General features: G+C 61.2%; 16 protein-coding genes and 1 pseudogene. 11 read left to right on the forward strand and 6 right to left on the reverse strand.

Features of this window, described 5'->3' with window-relative positions:
* Window positions 1-52: 52 nt before the first annotated feature.
* Window positions 53-445, forward strand: a pseudogene (locus JWJ88_RS05780) (IS3 family transposase); the annotation flags it as partial.
* Between the two features lie 15 nt (window positions 446-460).
* Here the strand turns inward: JWJ88_RS05780 and JWJ88_RS05785 are convergent.
* The 6 genes from JWJ88_RS05785 to JWJ88_RS05805 all read right to left on the reverse strand — a co-directional run bounded on the left by JWJ88_RS05785 (window position 461) and on the right by JWJ88_RS05805 (window position 5,355).
* Window positions 461-1,462 carry a purine-nucleoside phosphorylase gene (locus JWJ88_RS05785; RefSeq protein ID WP_205293180.1) on the reverse strand — a complete coding sequence of 334 codons (1,002 nt, stop codon included), beginning with the start codon at window positions 1,460-1,462 and terminating at the stop codon, window positions 461-463.
* Between the two features lie 119 nt (window positions 1,463-1,581).
* Window positions 1,582-3,096 (reverse strand): choline-sulfatase, encoded by a 1,515-nt coding sequence (gene betC, locus JWJ88_RS05790; RefSeq protein ID WP_205295132.1) that lies wholly within the window; start codon window positions 3,094-3,096, stop codon window positions 1,582-1,584.
* A 13-nt stretch (window positions 3,097-3,109) separates the two neighbouring features.
* Entirely contained in the window at window positions 3,110-3,232 is a 123-nt protein-coding gene (locus JWJ88_RS21965) for a hypothetical protein (RefSeq protein WP_256439678.1), read from the reverse strand.
* A gap of 44 nt (window positions 3,233-3,276) precedes the next feature.
* Window positions 3,277-3,789 carry an Lrp/AsnC family transcriptional regulator gene (locus tag JWJ88_RS05795; RefSeq protein WP_205293181.1) on the reverse strand — a complete coding sequence of 171 codons (513 nt, stop codon included), beginning with the start codon at window positions 3,787-3,789 and terminating at the stop codon, window positions 3,277-3,279.
* An 18-nt stretch (window positions 3,790-3,807) separates the two neighbouring features.
* Window positions 3,808-4,671: a VOC family protein gene (locus JWJ88_RS05800; protein ID WP_205293182.1), complete on the reverse strand. Its 864-nt coding sequence runs from the start codon at window positions 4,669-4,671 to the stop codon at window positions 3,808-3,810.
* A 12-nt stretch (window positions 4,672-4,683) separates the two neighbouring features.
* A complete protein-coding gene (locus JWJ88_RS05805) occupies window positions 4,684-5,355 on the reverse strand; it encodes an SDR family oxidoreductase (protein ID WP_205293183.1) in 672 nt (223 codons plus the stop codon).
* Window positions 5,356-5,652: 297 nt separating this feature from the next.
* Between JWJ88_RS05805 and JWJ88_RS05810 the strand changes: the two genes are divergently transcribed.
* The 10 genes from JWJ88_RS05810 to fabB all read left to right on the forward strand — a co-directional run bounded on the left by JWJ88_RS05810 (window position 5,653) and on the right by fabB (window position 18,051).
* Window positions 5,653-7,197 (forward strand): ABC transporter substrate-binding protein, encoded by a 1,545-nt coding sequence (locus tag JWJ88_RS05810; protein ID WP_205293184.1) that lies wholly within the window; start codon window positions 5,653-5,655, stop codon window positions 7,195-7,197.
* 103 nt (window positions 7,198-7,300) lie between these two features.
* A complete protein-coding gene (locus JWJ88_RS05815; protein ID WP_205293185.1) occupies window positions 7,301-8,275 on the forward strand; it encodes an ABC transporter permease in 975 nt (324 codons plus the stop codon).
* Window positions 8,275-9,150, forward strand: coding sequence for an ABC transporter permease (locus JWJ88_RS05820; protein WP_240200106.1), 876 nt, complete (start codon window positions 8,275-8,277; stop codon window positions 9,148-9,150). Before JWJ88_RS05815 ends, JWJ88_RS05820 begins: the two co-directional genes overlap by 1 nt.
* Window positions 9,147-10,784, forward strand: a complete 1,638-nt coding sequence (locus JWJ88_RS05825) for an ABC transporter ATP-binding protein (protein WP_205293186.1) — start codon at window positions 9,147-9,149, stop codon at window positions 10,782-10,784. Before JWJ88_RS05820 ends, JWJ88_RS05825 begins: the two co-directional genes overlap by 4 nt.
* A gap of 8 nt (window positions 10,785-10,792) precedes the next feature.
* The gene (locus JWJ88_RS05830; RefSeq protein ID WP_205293187.1) at window positions 10,793-12,100 is read left to right on the forward strand and encodes an NAD(P)/FAD-dependent oxidoreductase; all 1,308 of its coding nucleotides are present in this window, start codon (window positions 10,793-10,795) and stop codon (window positions 12,098-12,100) included.
* Window positions 12,101-12,142: 42 nt separating this feature from the next.
* Window positions 12,143-12,613, forward strand: a complete 471-nt coding sequence (locus JWJ88_RS05835; protein ID WP_205293188.1) for an L-2-amino-thiazoline-4-carboxylic acid hydrolase — start codon at window positions 12,143-12,145, stop codon at window positions 12,611-12,613.
* 10 nt (window positions 12,614-12,623) lie between these two features.
* Complete coding sequence (locus tag JWJ88_RS05840; protein ID WP_205293189.1) at window positions 12,624-13,796, forward strand: M20 aminoacylase family protein; 1,173 nt, start codon at window positions 12,624-12,626, stop codon at window positions 13,794-13,796.
* A gap of 773 nt (window positions 13,797-14,569) precedes the next feature.
* The gene (locus tag JWJ88_RS05845; protein ID WP_205293190.1) at window positions 14,570-15,949 is read left to right on the forward strand and encodes a short-chain fatty acyl-CoA regulator family protein; all 1,380 of its coding nucleotides are present in this window, start codon (window positions 14,570-14,572) and stop codon (window positions 15,947-15,949) included.
* A 341-nt stretch (window positions 15,950-16,290) separates the two neighbouring features.
* The gene (fabA, locus tag JWJ88_RS05850) at window positions 16,291-16,800 is read left to right on the forward strand and encodes a bifunctional 3-hydroxydecanoyl-ACP dehydratase/trans-2-decenoyl-ACP isomerase (protein WP_205293191.1); all 510 of its coding nucleotides are present in this window, start codon (window positions 16,291-16,293) and stop codon (window positions 16,798-16,800) included.
* 21 nt (window positions 16,801-16,821) lie between these two features.
* The gene (gene fabB / locus JWJ88_RS05855) at window positions 16,822-18,051 is read left to right on the forward strand and encodes a beta-ketoacyl-ACP synthase I (RefSeq protein WP_205293192.1); all 1,230 of its coding nucleotides are present in this window, start codon (window positions 16,822-16,824) and stop codon (window positions 18,049-18,051) included.
* The last annotated feature ends 9 nt before the right edge of the window (window positions 18,052-18,060 follow it).

Genomic DNA, 18,060 nt, shown 5'->3' on the forward strand with positions numbered 1-18,060 from the left:
ACGTCTGCTGGTCTCCAAGGACGAGGAGATCAGAACATGTCGAAACACAGCTCTCGTCCTGCAGGACTTGCTGATGGCCGTCTGGCGGCGCAAAGGTGCTGATTCACTCGGATCAGGGCAGCCAGTCACCAGCATGGACTGGGCGTTCGCGGGCTCTCTCGGACCAATGGCGTTCACCCGCTCACTCCTGCGCGCCCACAACCTTGAGCATTCGATGAGCCGCGGCGGCAACTGCCATGACAATGCCGTGGCCGAGAGCTTCTTCAACCTGCTCAAGCGCGAAAGGATAAGACGCAGAACCTACCGGACGCACGAAGAGGCAAGGCAGGACGTGTTCGATTACATCGAGATGTTCTACAATCCGAAACGCAAGCATGCGAGGAACGCAATGCTGTCACCCGCCGAGTTCGAACGGCAGCAGATGATGAGTCGCGAACGCGTCTGAGAAACTCGGGGCTATTCAGTGTGCCGGAACTCCGTCCTTCCACGCCTCCCAGCCGGTCACGATCCGGTCGACTAAAGGCGCACCCACCAGCGCGATATTCTGGACAGTTTCTGCGAACCCCCCGGCCGTTTCGCCCGGCGCAGGATCGAGGTGCTGAAGCGTGGTCTCATTCGGGTTGCCCTGATCGAAGTTCACCGACCCGCGGATCGCCGCAATGCGGTCCGTGCCATAAAGCCGGTTGATGACCTGTGCGATGGCGTTGTCCTCCATCTCGGTGACAAGATAATCGTCGGCCCCGTAGAGCTTGGCGATGTATTGCGCCTCTGCAGAGAGGCCCGGTCCGTGGAAGAAGGTGTCGCCAGTCATATGGGTGCCGACCTTAACGGAAGGCGCGGCTTGCGCTGCCGCATCGGGATAACGCATCCGATAGGTCTGAGCTTCATCGGAATCCGTGAGCGCCACGTCCGAAGACAGCTCAACACCCCATGCCACGAGATCGGGGTTCAACTCATGAACGCGATATTCCTCATAACCTTTTCGCGGTATGAATACGGGTTCACCGGGCTCGCCTTCCTCGGGCGCCCATCTGTGGCCAAGATCATAGTCGATCAGCCAATTCGCCCAGACCACATCGCCGATGGTCCCGCGGGATGGCGGCGTGCCGGCGACGCCGGTGATCAGGTAGTATGCGTTGGAAAAATCATAATCCGGGTTCAGCAGGATGGCCTGCATCGAGGCGGCCGCATTGACCTTGCCCATGCCAAGCACGGATCCGCAGACGCCATCGTCATTGCAGTGCACTGGCGCGATTGCACCTGGAATTTCCCGCGGCACCGCGTCCTGCCAGTATCGTTCATACCAATGCTGGTACTCTCCTGCCCGGTCGCCGCTGTTTTCACCGATCTCGAACATGGCGCCGATGAAGACCTTTACCTTGACTGGATCTGCCGAGGCGCCTCCTGCGAGTCCAACCATGATCGCCGATGTTGCCCATAGGGTTTTCGCACAGATCTGCATCTGTCTCTCCTGTTCGCTGGACATGAAGCACGTCTGGGAAGTTTAAGCGCAACTCCAAGCTGGAGAACAGCAAGAACTCCATGACCTGCACTTCACAGTTTATAAGGCCGGACCGATGGTCATTCCCCGCGTGGATAGCGCTTGCTTTCTTCCAGCACATTCAGATCCATGTGGTTGCGCATATAGCGTTCGGATGCCTTTTGCAGAGGCTGATGATCCCAAGGATAATAGGCGCCATTGCGCAAGGCTTCATAAACCACCCGGCGCCGCGCCTGGCTTTCCCGAACCTCGATATCGAAGGCACCAAGATCCCATCGCGCCTCGGCCAGCGCGCGCAGTCTGACAAGCACATCGGCGTAAGCGGGATCCGTTGCGAGGTTCGTCAACTCGTGGGGATCATCGGCCAGATTATAAAGCAGGGGTGCGTCGCTCCGGCAAAGCGAAAGCTTGTAATCGCCGTCCCGCAAGGCGACCATGGGCGCGACGGTGCCTTCGGCAGCATATTCCATGGGAACCGGGCCGCGCCCGCCCTGCCCCCGTGCAAGGGGCGTCAAATCCTCGCCATCCGTCCAGCGCGCAAGCGACGTTATGTCCAATCCGGCAAGGGCAGCGACAGTCGGCACCACATCAAGCGTCGAGGTCGGGATCGCAATCCTTTGGGGTTCCCAACCGGGCGCAGCAATCATCAGCGGGACTCGGGCGGAGCCTTCAAAAAAGCTCATCTTGAACCACAGCCCGCGCTCGCCCAGCATATCGCCATGGTCCGAGACGAACAGGATAACGGTGTTGTCGTCCATGCGGCCGCGCCGCAGCACGTCCAGGATTTCGCCGATCTTCTCGTCGACATAGCTGATATTGGCGAAATAGCCCTGCCGCGCCCGGCGGACGTGATTGGGCTGGATATCGAAGGCCCGGAAGTCGCAGGCCTCCATCAATCTTTGCGAATGGCTGTCCTGGTCATCGAACGAAATCGGTGCAATTTCGGGCGCAAGCGCCGGGCAATCCTCATACAGGTCCCGGAACCGCCGACGCGCCACATAGGGATCGTGCGGATGGGTGAAGCTTACCGTCAGGCACCATGGCCGGTCGTCCTGGCGGCGCGAGAGGTCGTAAAGCTTTTGCGTCGCGTTGAACGCCACCTCGTCATCATATTCCATCTGGTTGGTGATCTCCGCCACGCCCGCGCCGGTGACCGAACCGAGATTGTGATACCACCAGTCGATACGTTCGCCCGGCTTGGTGTAATCCGGCGTCCAGCCGAAATCGGCGGGATAGATGTCGGTGGTCAGGCGATCCTCGAAGCCGTGCAACTGGTCGGGACCGACGAAATGCATCTTGCCCGACAGCGCGGTATAGTAGCCCGCCCGGCGCAGATGATGGGCATAGGTCGGGATATCCGAGCAGAACTCGGCCGCATTGTCATAGACCCGAGTCCGGCGGGGAAGCTGCCCCGACATGAAGCTGGCGCGGCCGGGCGCGCAAAGCGGGCTGGCGGTATAGGTGTTGGCAAAACGCACGGAACGCTTCGCCAAGGCCTTCAGGTGGGGCGCATGCAGAAACTCTGCGGGGCCATCTGGAAACAACGTCCCATTGAACTGGTCCACCATCAGGATAAGGATATTCGGACGTTTCATGTCGTTCATCGTTTCAGTCCTGGATGCCAAACGCAACCTGCACCGCAGGCACGGCGGGTAGCAGTCCTTCGGGATTGGCCTTGAGCCAAGCCCGTGCCGCATCCACCCGATAGAAACGGTTGTTGCCCGCCGACATAGCCGGCTGCTGTTCCCAGCTTCTCAGCAGAACCAGCCGGGGCGCTACAGGTAGGCCGTTGGCACGGCAGTCGTGAATTTCAACTCTTCCATCGCGATCGAGGCGCTGATTTGTGAAAAGTCCAGCCGCTCAATCATGGATTTATATACTTCGTCATAAGCTTGGATGTCGGGGACCAGAACCTTGAGGATGTAATCCGTCGAACCGGTCAAGCGATAGGCCTCGACCACCTCCGGTATGCTTTCGATGAGTTCGCGGAACCGGGTCAACCATGAGATTTCATGCCGGGGAGCCGTCACCGCGATAAAGACGGTCAGCCCGACCCCCGCCTCGATCGGATCGACCAGGGTGACACGTCCGCGGATGACGCCGGCCTCTTCGAGTTTGCGGATGCGGCGCCAGCAAGGGGTCTGGGACAGGCCGATTTCTTCCGCAAGCGTCGCAACAGGCCGGTCGCTTTCCTGTAGAAGATCAAGGATCTGGCGATCTATCTCGTCGAAATTTCCACCGTCTGCGCCGCGGCGCGTCGAGACTGATTTACGGGTCGCTTGCTTCACGGCCTTGTCCTTTCAGCCTCACTCCGGAACGAACTCGAGGATCATGCCGCAGGCCAGGCTGGGCTCGACCCAAATACCGGCAGGGCTGTCATGGAAGGGGATATTATTGGCACCCAACGCGGCGCGGGCATGATCGAGATCGTCAACCGCGACTTGCAGTGCCGCAAAGCCCGTTTGCGGCGTGGCCGCAATCGCATCAGACGAATATCGTGCAGCGGCGGCCTGCGGCGTCATGCAATAAATCGAGGCAGAATGCGCCCCGGTCGCCGTAACGAAAACGCCATGCTCGCTTTGCGTCACCGCACCAGCCGCGTAAAGCCGGGCAAATCGTCGTGCCATCGCCTCTGGTTCGTCTGACACAGCGACGATTCCTGCCAGCGCGCGAGCGCCATTGGCATGGGACTGCAGTTCGGGACGCCAGACCATGTCCCTGGTCTTTTGCTGGCACATGAAGACAAGGCCGGCCGGTGTCTCCGAGGCAGCAAACTCGCTGACGGCGAAGGCTGCCGTGCCGGCGCTGCCATCGGGCAAAGGCAGCGGGCGCGAGAACTCTCCGACTGGACTTGCCTTGATTCCCAATGCGGCCAACGCTTTGCGTGCGGCATGGGCATCGTCGATACGGCAGGCCACGGCGCGCAATCCCTCGCCATCACGCTCGACCATCGCGGTCTTTTCGCGGCTGGACGGGGTGTCCGCGATTACGCCCAGAAGTTCGGCGTAATCCTCTTGGAAGACGAAAGTGTAATTCGCGGTCCCCTTATCGGCACTATGGGTCCCGCGCGGCGACAGAGTAAAGCCAAGGCGGCGATAAGCCTCGGCGCTTGCGTCCAGATCCTTGACCAGCAGAAAGATATGATCGACGCCTTTTACGGGATGGGGCATGAGGCAGCCTTTTCAGTTGGTTGCGCGCCGCACGGGCGCCAGTGTGATCTCGTGAATGGCGATATTGGGGTTCATGCGTGCGACGCTTAGCGCCAGATCCGCCATATCTTCGGGTTGGATCATCATCGCGGCCAGCGCAGGATCAAAACCGGGTCGCTTGAGCAACAGGGGCGTTGCCACCTCACCCGGATGCAGCGCGGTTGAGCGTATCCCGTTCTTCCCCTCCTCGGCGTTCAAGCTTGCGCTCAGATCGCTAAGCGCATGTTTCGAGGCACCATAGGGAACGCCCGCTGCTGGCGCATTGAACCTTCCCGCCCAACTTGAGGTGTGGATCATGACGCCCCCTCCTGCGGCCCGCATGACGGGCAGAGTCGCAGCAATGACATTGATCGCACCCTTGATATTGGTGTCGATGATCGCGTCCCATTCGGCAAAGTCAATGTCATCCCAACGTCGATGCGGGGTGTTCAGCCCGGCATTATTGCACAAAACAGAGATTCCATTCCGCCACCCGGCTATTTTCCTGGCAGATTCCTCTACAAATTCCCGATCATTCACATCCAGCGCAAAAGCCTTAGCCTGCCCGCCGTCCGCGTTGATTTGTGCCGCAATTTTCGCGATCTGATCATGGCCGCGCGCCGAAAGTGCGACTGCGTACCCCGCCTGCGCAAAGCGCCGCGCCATGGCTGCCCCGATACCCGAACCGGCGCCCGTGATCCAAACTGTTCCCGATTCTTCCAATGTATTGGACAAGTGTCCCGCCTACCCTAAATGAACGCACAGATTATTCTCATTTGATCGTATTATATAGGATATAGTACACAGATTCATCATGATGGGTAGTATTTTCTTATTGACTTTCATTAAAGTGGCGCGAAACCTTCTCAGCAATCGCTGCAACGAGTATGAACCCTTGGAATAGATGACATAGAGGTCAGAACGATGGGCAATGTCCTAAACCGGTTAATGTTAGCAGCCTGCGTGGCAGCCTTGGCCCCACCCGCGATGTCGCAAGAGGTCAAGCGCGGCGGCACCGCGTTCGTTCACATGAACGCCGAACAGGGTGTGCTGAATCCGGCGCTGCGCGCATCGACGGGTGTTTATCAGATCACCGGCAAGTTCATGGAGCCGCTGATCGACAAGACCTATGACGGCTATGAAGGCGTCCTTGCGACCGAATGGTCTGCGTCGCCGGACGGGCTGGCCATTACCTTCAAGCTTCGCGACGGCGTCCGCTGGCATGACGGCCAGCCATTCAGCTGCGATGATGTTGCCTTCTCGGCAATGGAATTGTGGAAGCCGCTGCTGAACTATTCCTCGACCCTGCAGGCCAATCTGGAATCGGTCGACTGCCCGGATCCGCTGACCGCAGTATTCAACTATTCCAAACCCATGCCGCTTGAGCTGCTGGTCGCCGCCATGCCGGATCTGGGTCATCCGGTGCCCAAACACCTTTACGAAGGCACCGATATCCTGAAGAATCCGCACAATCAGGCGCCCGTCGGCACCGGTCCTTTCAAGTTCCAGGAATACGAGCGTGGCCAGTATATCATCGGCGTCCGCAACGAGGATTACTGGCGCGGACCGGAGTATCCCTATCTCGACCGGGTGATCTGGCGCTTCATCCCCGACAAGGCCGCCGCGGCCGCCGCGCTTGAAGCGGGCGAATTGCAGGAATCCGGCTTTATCGGAATCTCGATGGCCGACATGGACCGTCTTGGTCAGGACCCGCGTTTCGACATGGGTTCGGAAGGTTTTGAAAACAACGTCGCCCACTCGACGGTCGAATTCAACCTGCGCAATCCGATCCTTGCAGATCTGCGCGTGCGTCAGGCGATCTACCATGCGCTGGACCTTGATTTCGCTATCCGCAACATCATGCGCGGCCATGCAAAACCGGGCCGTGGACCAGTGCCTTCGGTCGGCGATGCAAACTATACCGACGATGTGCAGACCTATGCCTATGACGTCGAAAAAGCCAAGGCGCTGCTGGACGAAGCCGGCTATCCCGCCGGCGCAAATGGTATGCGTTTCAAGCTGCGCCATCGCCCAGCGCCCTGGGGGGAATACACCCAGCTCTGGGGGGAATACTTTGCGCAGGCGATGAAAGAAGTCGGCATCGAGGTCGAGCTTTTGACCAACGATGCACCCGGCTTTCTGAACGGCGTCTATCGCGACCACGACTTCGACACGGCCAATGGCTGGCATCAGTTCCGATCGGACCCGGCAGTTTCCACGACGGTCTGGCTGCGCTCGGGGGCGCCTGCGGGCACCGCATGGTCAAACCAGTTCGGCTATGAATCCGCAGAGATGGACAAGTTGATCGACGACGCGGCCATCGAGCTGGATCCAGCCAAGCGCGCTGATCTTTATCATCAGATCCAGCAGCTTGCGATGAAGGATCTGCCGGTCATCTTCGCGATTGAACATCCCTTTCTTGGCATCACCAACAAGAAGCTGATGAACCATCACAACACCCCGCGTTGGGACAGTTCCAGCTGGTACGATCTGTGGCTCGACGAGTAAACGAACAGGCTGGGCAGGCCGGGACACCCCCGGTCCGCCCAGACAGTCCCTCTTGCCCGTGTTCCGCCGCACGGCATGAAACACCTTCAGAGGCAGAGGCATGATGCCCCCGATCCTTCTTTTCCTGTTCCGCCGCATCTTGCAGGCCTTGCCTGTGGTGCTGCTGATCATCGTCAGCAGCTTCCTGCTGATCAAACTGGCCCCCGGCGACACCGTTGATGCGCTTGTCGGCGATATGGGTGGGGCTGATCCCAACTTCGTGGCGCGGCTTCGTCAGGAATATGGATTGGATCAACCTGTCTGGGTTCAGTTGTGGCGCTATCTCGTCAAACTGAGCCAATTCGATCTGGGCTGGTCTTATGTTTATGAACAGTCGGTCACTCAAGTGCTGCTGTCGCGGCTGTGGGTCACGCTGCTGCTGATGGTCGGTTCGCTGTCGGCCGCCTTTGTTTTTGGCGTGGCGCTTGGGGCATTTGCCGCCCGCCGTGCCTATTCGTTGACCGATAATGTGATCTCGACGCTGGGCTTGGTGTTCTATGCCATGCCGTCGTTCTTTCTCAGCCTGCTGATGATCCTGCTGTTCTCGGTCAAGCTGGGCTGGTTGCCGGTTGGCGGGATCAAGGATATCGGCGCATTTCACACCGGGTGGAGGCTGTGGCTGGACATCGCCACCCATCTGGTGATGCCGACGCTGGCGCTGTCGCTGATCTATCTGGCGTTCTACATGCGGCTGATGCGGACCAGCGTACTGGAAGTGATGGATCTTGATTTCGTGCGCACCGCCCGGGCCAAGGGCGCCAGCGGTTCACGTCTGATGTTCCATCACATCATGCGCAATGCCCTGTTGCCGGTGGTGACGCTGCTGGGGCTGCAATTCTCAACCATGCTGGGTGGATCGGTGGTGATCGAAACCATCTTCTCGCTGCCCGGGCTTGGACAGCTGGCCTATACATCGGTCGTCAAGCGCGACCTGAACACGCTGATGGGTATCATCTTCCTGTGCTCGATCATCGTCGTCGTGGTGAACATCCTGACCGACCTGATCTACGCATGGCTGGACCCAAGGATCGAGCTGTAATGACCGTGCCAGACAGCAACCTCCCCCGACCCGCAGCGCCGCGCGCGCTGGTCATGTGGCGCCGCTTCACGCGCAACAAAGCCGCTATTCTGGGCTTTGTGCTTTTCGCTCTGGTCGTGATTTCCGCAGTGTTTGCGGATATCATCGCCCCCGGCGATCCGTTGCGCCGCGTCGTCGATCCGCTGACTTTCCCGCTGACTGATCCCGCCGTTCCGCTGGGCAGCGATCAACTTGGCCGCAGCATCCTTGCCGGCATCGTGCATGGAAGCCGCATCTCGCTGATGATCGGGGTGGTCGCCACGCTGATCTCGATCAGCATCGGGGTGCTTATCGGCGCGGTCTCGGGCTATTTCGGGGGATGGGTCGATGACGCGCTGATGCGTGTGACCGAGGCGTTCCAGACCATCCCAAGCTTTGTCCTGCTGCTGACGCTGGTCGCGATCTTCGGCTCCAGCATCGAAAACATTGTCATCGCAATCGGTGTGGTGTCATGGACAGCACCCGCACGTATGGTCCGGGCCGAGTTCATGTCGCTGCGCAAGCGGGAATTCGTCGATGCCGCGCGCAACCTGGGCGTCAGCACGCCCGCGATCATCTTTCGCGAGATCCTGCCCAACGCCCTGCCGCCGGTGATCGTCTTTGCCTCGGTAGTGATGGCGACGGCGATCCTGATGGAAAGTGCGCTGGCGTTTCTGGGCCTGGGTGATCCCAACTATGCCAGTTGGGGCAACATGATCGGTCAAGGCCGCGCGGTTCTGCGCACCGACTGGTACTGCACGGTCATTCCCGGTGTGGCAATCCTGCTGACCGTGCTGTCCTTCAGCCTGATGGGCGAGGGCCTCAACGACGCGCTGAACCCGAGGCAGAAGAAATGACCGCAACCCCCATCCTGCAAATCGAGGATCTGCGTATCTCTCTGCCCACGGGGTCGGACCGTCCTTATGCACTTGAACGTTTCAACCTTGTGGTCAACCCCGGCGAGATCGTCTGCCTGGTCGGTGAATCCGGATCAGGCAAGTCGCTGGCAGCCAATGCCGTGATGCGGCTTCTGCCCGAGCCGCATGTGCGGGTCACGGGCGGACGCATCCTGCTGGACGGCATCGACATCGTCACCAAATCCGAGGCCGAGATGCAGGCCCTGCGCGGCGATCGTTTGTCGATGATCTTTCAGGAACCGATGACGGCGCTGAATCCGCAAAAGACCGTGGGCTGGCAGATCGACGAGGTTTTGCGCCTGCATACCGACCTGGACCGCAAGGCGCGCAAGGCCAAGGTGCTTGAAATCCTGGGCGACGTGCATATTCCGGAACCGGAATCGGCCTATAACGCCTATCCGCACCAGATTTCCGGCGGCCAGCGGCAGCGGGTGATGATCGCAATGGCGCTGGTGATGAACCCGCGCCTGTTGATTGCGGACGAGCCGACGACCGCACTGGACGTGACCACGCAAAAGCAGATCCTTCATCTGATCAAGGAATTGCAGCGCAAGCACGGGACCGGCATTCTTTTCATCACGCATGATTTCGGCGTGGTGGCGGAAATTGCGGATCGCATCGCGGTCTTGCGCCTTGGCGATCTGGTCGAAAGTGGCCCGGCAGAGCAGATCCTGAACCGCCCGCAGCATCCCTATACCCGGGCGCTGATCGCCGCCGTGCCCGCCCTTGCGCCGCCGCCCGAAAAACCACTGTCGAACGCGCCGGTCGTTCTGCAATCGCGGCATCTGAAAAAGACCTTTGCAGCGCGTGGTGGGCTATTGTTGGGACGGCGCAAAGCGGTGACCGCCGTCAGGGATCTCAGCTTCGAACTGCGCCGGGGCGAGACATTGGGTGTGGTGGGCGAATCCGGATCGGGCAAGACCACGGTATCGCGCATCGTGACACGGCTTTTGCAGGCCGATTCCGGCGAGGTACTGATCGACGGCAAGGACCTGATCCACGCGTCCAAAGCAGAACTGCGCGCACTGCGCAAAGATATCCAGATGGTGTTCCAGGACCCGATGGCGTCGCTGAACCCGCGCAAGCGGGTGGTCGATCTGATCGCACAGGGCCCCATCGTCCACGGCACGCCCAAGGCTGAGGCCCGCGCCCGCGCCCGCGAACTGCTGGAACTGGTCGAGTTGTCGCCCGCGGCGGCAGAACGCTATCCCCACGAATTCTCGGGCGGGCAGCGCCAGCGCATCGGTATCGCCCGCGCTCTGGCCATGCAGCCACGGGTTATCGTTGCGGATGAGCCCGTCTCGGCGCTGGATGTATCGGTCCAGGCGCAGGTGTTGCGGTTGCTGGCCGACCTGCGCGACCGCTTGAACCTGTCCTTGCTGTTTGTGACGCATGACCTGCGGGTCGCAGCGCAGCTTTGCGACAAGGTGATCGTCATGCAAAAGGGCGAAATCGTGGAATCCGGACCAACCGCCCGCGTTTTTGCCAATCCCGCCCACCCCTATACGCAGGCGCTGCTCGGCTCGATCCCCGGGCGGAACTGGCAGCCGCCCCGCCTTGACGAACCAGCCTGAGGCCCGCCATGACCGAAATTGTTTTTCCGCAATCCATCTGGACATTGACAGCGCCGGGCCGTGTCCCTGCCCCGACGCTGGCTGCCGATGCAGATGCCGACAGCGTCATCATTGGCGGCGGCTTTACCGGGCTTTCGGCGGCGTTGGAGCTGGCCCGTGCGGGGCAAAGCGTCGTCCTGCTGGAAGGACAGGCCGTCGGCTGGGGTGCCTCGGGGCGCAACAACGGGCAGGTGATCCCGACCATGACCGCGGCCGAGCCTGATGCCATCGCCGCGCGCTATGGTGCGGCAGGCGAACGCTTTGCCCGGCTGATCGGCAACAGCGCCTCGGTGCTGTTCGATACGTTGCGGCGCGAGGATGTTTTTGATTTTTCTGCCGCCGAGCAGACCGGCTGGTTCCAGCCCGCCCACTCCCCGGGCCGCGTCGCGCTTTCGAAACGTCGGGTCGAGGCATGGCAGCGCTTTGGCTTTCCGGCCGAGTTTCTGAACCGCGAACAGACAACCGCGCTGCTGGGCTCGGATTTCTGGTATGGCGGCATGCTGAACCCCACCGGGGGCCATATCAACCCGCTGGCCACGGCGCGCGGATTGGCCCACGCGGCCGAAGCGCATGGCGCCGTGATCCACGAGACAACTCCAGTTGCCGGATGGGTCCGCGATGGCGGGCAATGGGTAGTCAGCGCACAAAACGGCTGCAAGGTGCGCGCGCGCCACCTGATCCTTGCCACCAATGCCTATACGGGTGAACAGGTCCCGGGTCTTGCCCGACGTCTGGCACGTTCCATCGTGCCGGTCCTGTCTTGGCAAATGTCCACGCCACCCGTGCCCGAACCGTTGCGCGCCCGAATCCTGCCCGGACGGCAGGCCGTATCGGACACGCGCGGCGATCTGCGCTTTTTCCGCTATGACGCACAGAGCCGCCTGATTACCGGCGGCGTGGTCATCGGCAGTCACGACGTGGCGCGGCGCGTAGCGGAAAAGGCGGGCCGCAATCTGGCAGAGGCATTCCCGGCCCTTGGCGCGCAGCAGATGAGCCATGTCTGGTCCGGCTATATCGGCATGACATGGGACCGCTTTCCGCGTGTCCATAATCTGGGCCCCGATGCGTGGACCTGGATCGGCTGCAACGGGCGTGGTGTTGCGTTGGGTGTGTCGATGGGCCGTGAAATGGCCCGCGCCGTCAACGGCACCCCGGTCGAGACGCTGGCCTTACCGGTCTCGGACCCGCACCCCCTGCCCTTCCACACCATCGCCCGCAGGATCGCCCCCGGCTATCTGGCCTGGCTGCGGCGCAAGGACCTGCAGGAAATCAAATGAACCGCCCCCGACATCCCCACAGTATAGCCGAAAGCCATTGCTATGACCGACCTTCCCATCATTGAACGCCGCCGGATCGAGGCGCAGATCCTGAAAAACGTCCATGAGGTCATCGAGGCCCGCTCGGGTCAGCCCGAGGCGGATGCCATCATCGGCGAGGCGGTGACGCAATCGGCCATCGAACAGGGCAAGGAATTCGCTGCGCGGCTGGATCACGCCCCCGACCTACAGGATTTCGCCGATATCCTGCCGAACTGGACCAAAGGCGGCTCGCTTGAAATCGACATGCTGCATACCTCGGCCGAACGGCTGGAGTTCAACGTCACTCGGTGCCGCTACGCCGAAATGTATCGCGAGATGGGTCTTGGCCGAATTGGCCACCTGCTGTCGTGCAACCGCGATGGAGATTTCTGCATCGGCTACAACCCGCAGATGGAGCTGACTCGCACCCAGACCATCATGAAGGGCGCCAGCCATTGCGATTTTCGCTACCGCATTAAGACCGAAGCCTGAGGAGAGAGCCATGGCCGTCGAAAACTGGATCTCGCAGCGGATAGACGAGTTGGTCGAATTCCGCCACGACCTGCATCGCAACCCCGAACTGCTGTATGATCTGCCGCGCACCGCTGCACAGGTCGCCGCCGCATTGCGGGCCGCCGGCGTGGACGAGGTCCATGAGGGCCTTGGCAAGACAGGTATCGTCGCCGAGATCCGTGGCAGGACCAACATCTCGGGGCGGACCATCGGGCTGCGTTCGGACATGGACGCGCTGCCCATTCTTGAGGCGACCGGCAAGCAATGGGCATCCCAGACCCCCGGCAAGATGCATGCCTGCGGCCATGACGGCCATGCCACCATGCTGCTGGGCGCGGCGATCGGCCTTGCCGAGACCCGCAACTTCGATGGCACCGTCGTGCTGATTTTCCAGCCCGCCGAAGAAGGCGGCGCAGGGGCGCGCGCCATGATCGAGGACGGGCTGTTCAAGCGTTTTCCTTGCGACGAGGTCTACGGCATGCATAACCGCCCCGGTCTGCCGGTCGGCGAGTTCACCATCGCGCAGGGGCCGATCATGGGCTCGGTAGATATCTTCGAGATCGAGATCGAGGGCGTCGGCGGCCATGCCGCGCAACCCGACCGCGCAATTGACCCCATGCCGGTAATGGCCGCGTTGATCCAGGCGCTGCAGACCATTCATTCGCGCAACATGGATCCGATCGAGGGGGCCGTCATTTCGGTCACCACCGTACATGGAGGGGATGCACATAACGTCATTCCGACCTCTGTCCGGCTGACCGGCACTGTGCGGACCCTGCGCGAATCCGTGCGCGACCTGATCGAAACCCGCATGGGACAGATGGTCGAAGGAATCGCGCTGGCCTTCAATGCCAAGGGCAGGCTGGATTACAATCGCCACTATCCGGTGACGGTCAACCACGCCGCCCATACTGAATATGCCGCGCAGGCAGCCGAATCGGTGGCCGGTGTCGGCCGGGTCAGTCGCGACATGCCCCAGACGATGGGCGGTGAGGATTTTTCCTTCATGCTCAACGAGGTGCCGGGCGCCATGATCAACATCGGCAACGGCGACAGCGCAAACCTGCATAACCCGGGCTATGACTTCGACGATGATGTCATCGCCTGGGGCGTATCATACTGGGGGGCCTTGGTGCGCAGCCGTTTGCCGTTGCAGGCCTGATGGCACTGTCCTGAATATGGCGGCGGACTTGCCGGTCCTGCCGCCTTTCCCGGCGATACCGCCAACTCGGATGGGTACGATATGCCATCCGCATAAGTGCCCGAATGCTCAATTGCCCGTCCGATCTTTTGTCTACTGCGATCTGGCCTGCACCGAAACGACTATAAGGATCAGCTTCACGACGGATCAGGGCATGATGGCATCGGGAAGTTTCACGGACTGAGCCATGCTCGCCTCTTCAAGCTGCATAAGTGACAATATCCCACCCCATAAATCAGCTTCAAGGCATGGGCCGGCACTCTGGCACGCATTCCTGAGCGGGCAGAAAGGTGCCGGCGTCTGCTATCGTCTCCAATCCGAGGGGCTGGTGAAACGCCCATCTTCTCCGGCCTGCGCTCCAGTTCCTCTCAGCCAAGTCCGATCACCCCAAGCCTGCAGGAACTGACGACTTTTCATAAGGCTGCGACTTGATCCGAGACATGAATGATTGGGTCCTTCCGCCCTTGCCGCCGCTCGATCCGGGCAGGTGCTTTACTCCGACGCAGGAAGCGCGGGATTTCGCTATATCCGTTGCATCTTGCTAGGAAGGCCGGCCCAACTTGCCCACCCATATCGCAGCCGCTCGCAGAAACGTCGGCTGGTGGCCGATGGCCGGGATCAACGAGCAGAATTCGCGCCCGACCTTTTCACAAGAGAAATACCCTGATAAACTACTGAAAATGCGATGAATTGCAAACGAACTTCCTATAAATTGCGAAGATTGCGAAGACACGATGAGCAAGACCTATCTCGGCGTTCGCCTGCGTCGGCTGCGGGAAGAACGCGGTCTGACACAGGCAGCGCTGGCCCGTGCGCTGGAAATCAGCCCCAGCTATCTCAACCAGATCGAGCAGAACACGCGCCCCCTGACCGTGCCGGTTTTGCTAAAGCTGAACGCCGCTTTCGGGCTGGACGTCCAGCTTTTCTCGGATGCTGACGAGGCGCGGTTGATCACCGAACTGCGCGCGGCGCTGGCCGATCAGGGGGCGGGGATTTCGCTGGCAGAGGTGCGGGAACTGGCCTCGAACATGCCGGAGGTGGCGCGCTCGATCATCGCCATGCAACAGCGACTGCGCGAGACGGCGGATCGGGCCGATCTGCTGGCCGGGCATATCACGCAACCCCCGGGCCATTCCCCCGCCGCATTCGAGGCCGTGCGCGACTGGTTCTATGAGCGGCGCAACCATGTGCTGGAACTGGACACGACGGCAGAGGCGATCGGGGATACGCTGCCGCCCGGCCGGATGGCGGCAGGGCTGATCGACAGGCTGGCCGGCCGCCATGGCATACGGATCGCCCAAGGAGGCCAGTCACTGCGCCGCTATGACCCGGGCGAGCGTATCCTGCATCTTGCCGCGCATTTGAACCCCGGCCAGATGGCCTTCCAGATCGCCACCCAACTGGCTTTTCTTGAACAGGGCGAGACAATCACACGGCTCTCGGAGGATCCCAACCTGACAACCGACGCGCGGACGTTGCTGCGGATTGGGCTGGCGAACTATTTTGCCGGTGCGCTGATCCTGCCCTATCGCGCCTTTCTGGCGGCCGCCGAGGCCGCACATTATGACATCGAGCTGTTGGCACGCCGCTTCGGCGTCGGTTTCGAGACGACCTGCCACCGCCTCTCGACCCTGCAACGCGCGGAAGCGCGGGGCGTGCCGTTCTTTTTCATCCGGGTCGATCGGGCCGGGAACATCTCGAAGCGGCAATCGGCGACCGATTTCCATTTCAGCCGCATCGGCGGTTCCTGCCCGCTTTGGAACATCTATGAGGCCTTCGCCCGGCCCGGCGAGATCCTGCGACAAATCGCGCAGATGCCGGACGGGCGCAGCTATCTGTGGATTGCGCGCATGGTGCAAAGCGGTCAGGGCGGCTTTGGCGCCCCGGTCAAGACCTTTGCGGTCGCGCTTGGCTGCGATCTGGCCCACGCGGACCGGCTGGTCTATGGCCGCGGACTTGATCTGAAAAACCCCGGGATCGCCACAAGGATCGGCCCGGGCTGCAAGGTCTGCGAGCGCCCCGCCTGCCCGCAGCGCGCCTTTCCGATGGTGGGACGGCCCTTGGCCGCCAGCACCGCAGAGGCGCGTTTCGCCCCCTATTCCGGCGCAGGCTAAGCCCGACCTGCAAGGACGAGGACAGGAAACCCGTAGTATAATCCTGCCGTCCTCATCCGGGGGCGCACCAATATACCGTCCCTGTCCCCTCCACTTGGCCGACGGCAACCGGAGTTAAGGGCCCTTCAAGCCCAAAGGGACATCCTTAAAGTACACCGAAATGCCCCCAAGATTTTCGCCTTCAGCGGGATTGCGGGCAATCGGATGTAACGACCGGCAAAACCTGCGCCCTTGCGCCCTGCCGCGACGGAATGATAGACCCGAAGGCAAGTTTGGCGCGGGTATCTCCCGCGCTCGCCATCACAGATAACACAATGTCGGACCAAGGGGAAAATACGCGCATGACCATGACACGGACCAGCTTTGACAAGGAAGATTTGCTGGCCTGCGCCCGTGGCGAGCTGTTCGGCCCCGGAAACGCCCAACTGCCCGAGCCCCCCATGCTGATGATGGACCGCATTACCGAGATTTCGGGCGATGCCGGCCCGCATGGCAAGGGCCATGTGGTTGCCGAGTTCGACATCCAACCCGACCTGTGGTTCTTTTCCTGCCACTTCCCCGGCAATCCGATCATGCCCGGCTGCTTGGGCCTGGACGGGCTGTGGCAACTGACCGGCTTCAATCTGGGCTGGCGCGGCTGGCAGGGGCGCGGCTATGCGCTTGGCGTCGGCGAGGTCAAGCTGACCGGCATGGTGCGCCCCGATCGCAAGATGCTGCGTTATTTCGTTGATTTCACAAAAGCGATACAAACCCGCCGCCTGACCATGGGCGTCGCCGACGGCCGTGTCGAGGCCGATGGCGAAACCATCTACGAGGTCAAGGATATGAAAGTGGCTTTGTCGGCCGCCTGACACATGAACAAGGAGCACGCCATGCGCCGTGTCGTCATCACCGGGCTGGGCATCGTCTCTCCCATCGGCAACAATGCCGCAGAAGTCACCGATAGCCTGCGCGCAGGCCGTTCAGGTATCGTCTTCGCCCCCGAATATGCCGAACACGGCTTTCGCAGTCGGGTCCACGGCATGCCGCAGATCGTGCTCGAAGACCATATCGACAAGCGCAACCTGCGCTTCATGGGTACGGGCGCGGCCTATAACTTCATCGCCATGCAGCAGGCGATCGAGGATGCGGGATTGACACCCGACGAGGTCTCGAACGAACGCTCCGGCCTGGTCATGGGATCGGGCGGGCCATCGACGGCGAACCTGTTCGAGGCGCATCGCATCGTGATCGAGAAGGGTGCGCCCAAGCGGATGGGTCCCTTCATGGTCACGCGCTGCATGTCCTCGACCAATTCGGCCTGTCTGGCCACGCCTTTCAAGATCAAGGGCGTGAATTATTCGATCACCTCGGCTTGCTCGACCTCGGCGCATTGCATCGGCAACGGCACCGAGTTGATCCAGATGGGCAAACAGGACATCGTCTTCGCCGGCGGCGGCGAGGAGCTGGACTGGACGTTGTCCTGCCTGTTCGATGCGATGGGCGCCATGTCGTCTAAATACAATGACACACCCCAAACCGCATCCCGCCCCTTTGATGCGACCCGCGACGGTTTTGTCATCGCCGGCGGCGGCGGCGTGGTGGTTCTTGAAGAACTGAACCACGCGCTGGCGCGCGGCGCCCGGATTTATGCCGAGGTCACCGGCTATGGCGCGACCAGCGATGGTTACGACATGGTTGCCCCCTCGGGCGAGGGCGGAGAACGCTCCATGCGTCTGGCGCTTTCCACGCTGCCCGAAAACCGCCGCGTCAGCTATGTCAATGCGCATGGCACCTCGACCCCGGTGGGCGATGTGGGCGAGATCAAGGCCCTGCGGCGGGTCTTTGGCGAGGGTGCGGTGCCGCCCGTCTCCTCGACCAAATCGCTGACCGGTCATTCACTGGGTGCGACCGGCGCGCATGAGGCGATCTATTCGCTGTTGATGATGCAGAATGGCTTCATCGCCGCCTCGGCCAATGTCACCGAACTCGACCCCGAGATCCGGCCCGAAGAGATTGCACTTTCACGTGTGGATAATGTCGATTTCGATAGCATCCTTTCCAACAGTTTCGGGTTTGGCGGAACCAACGCCACGCTGCTTCTGTCGAAATACCGCGAATAAACCAAGAAA

The organism is Paracoccus methylovorus (assembly GCF_016919705.1).
In the GTDB taxonomy this organism is placed as follows: Bacteria; Pseudomonadota; Alphaproteobacteria; order Rhodobacterales; family Rhodobacteraceae; genus Paracoccus; species Paracoccus methylovorus.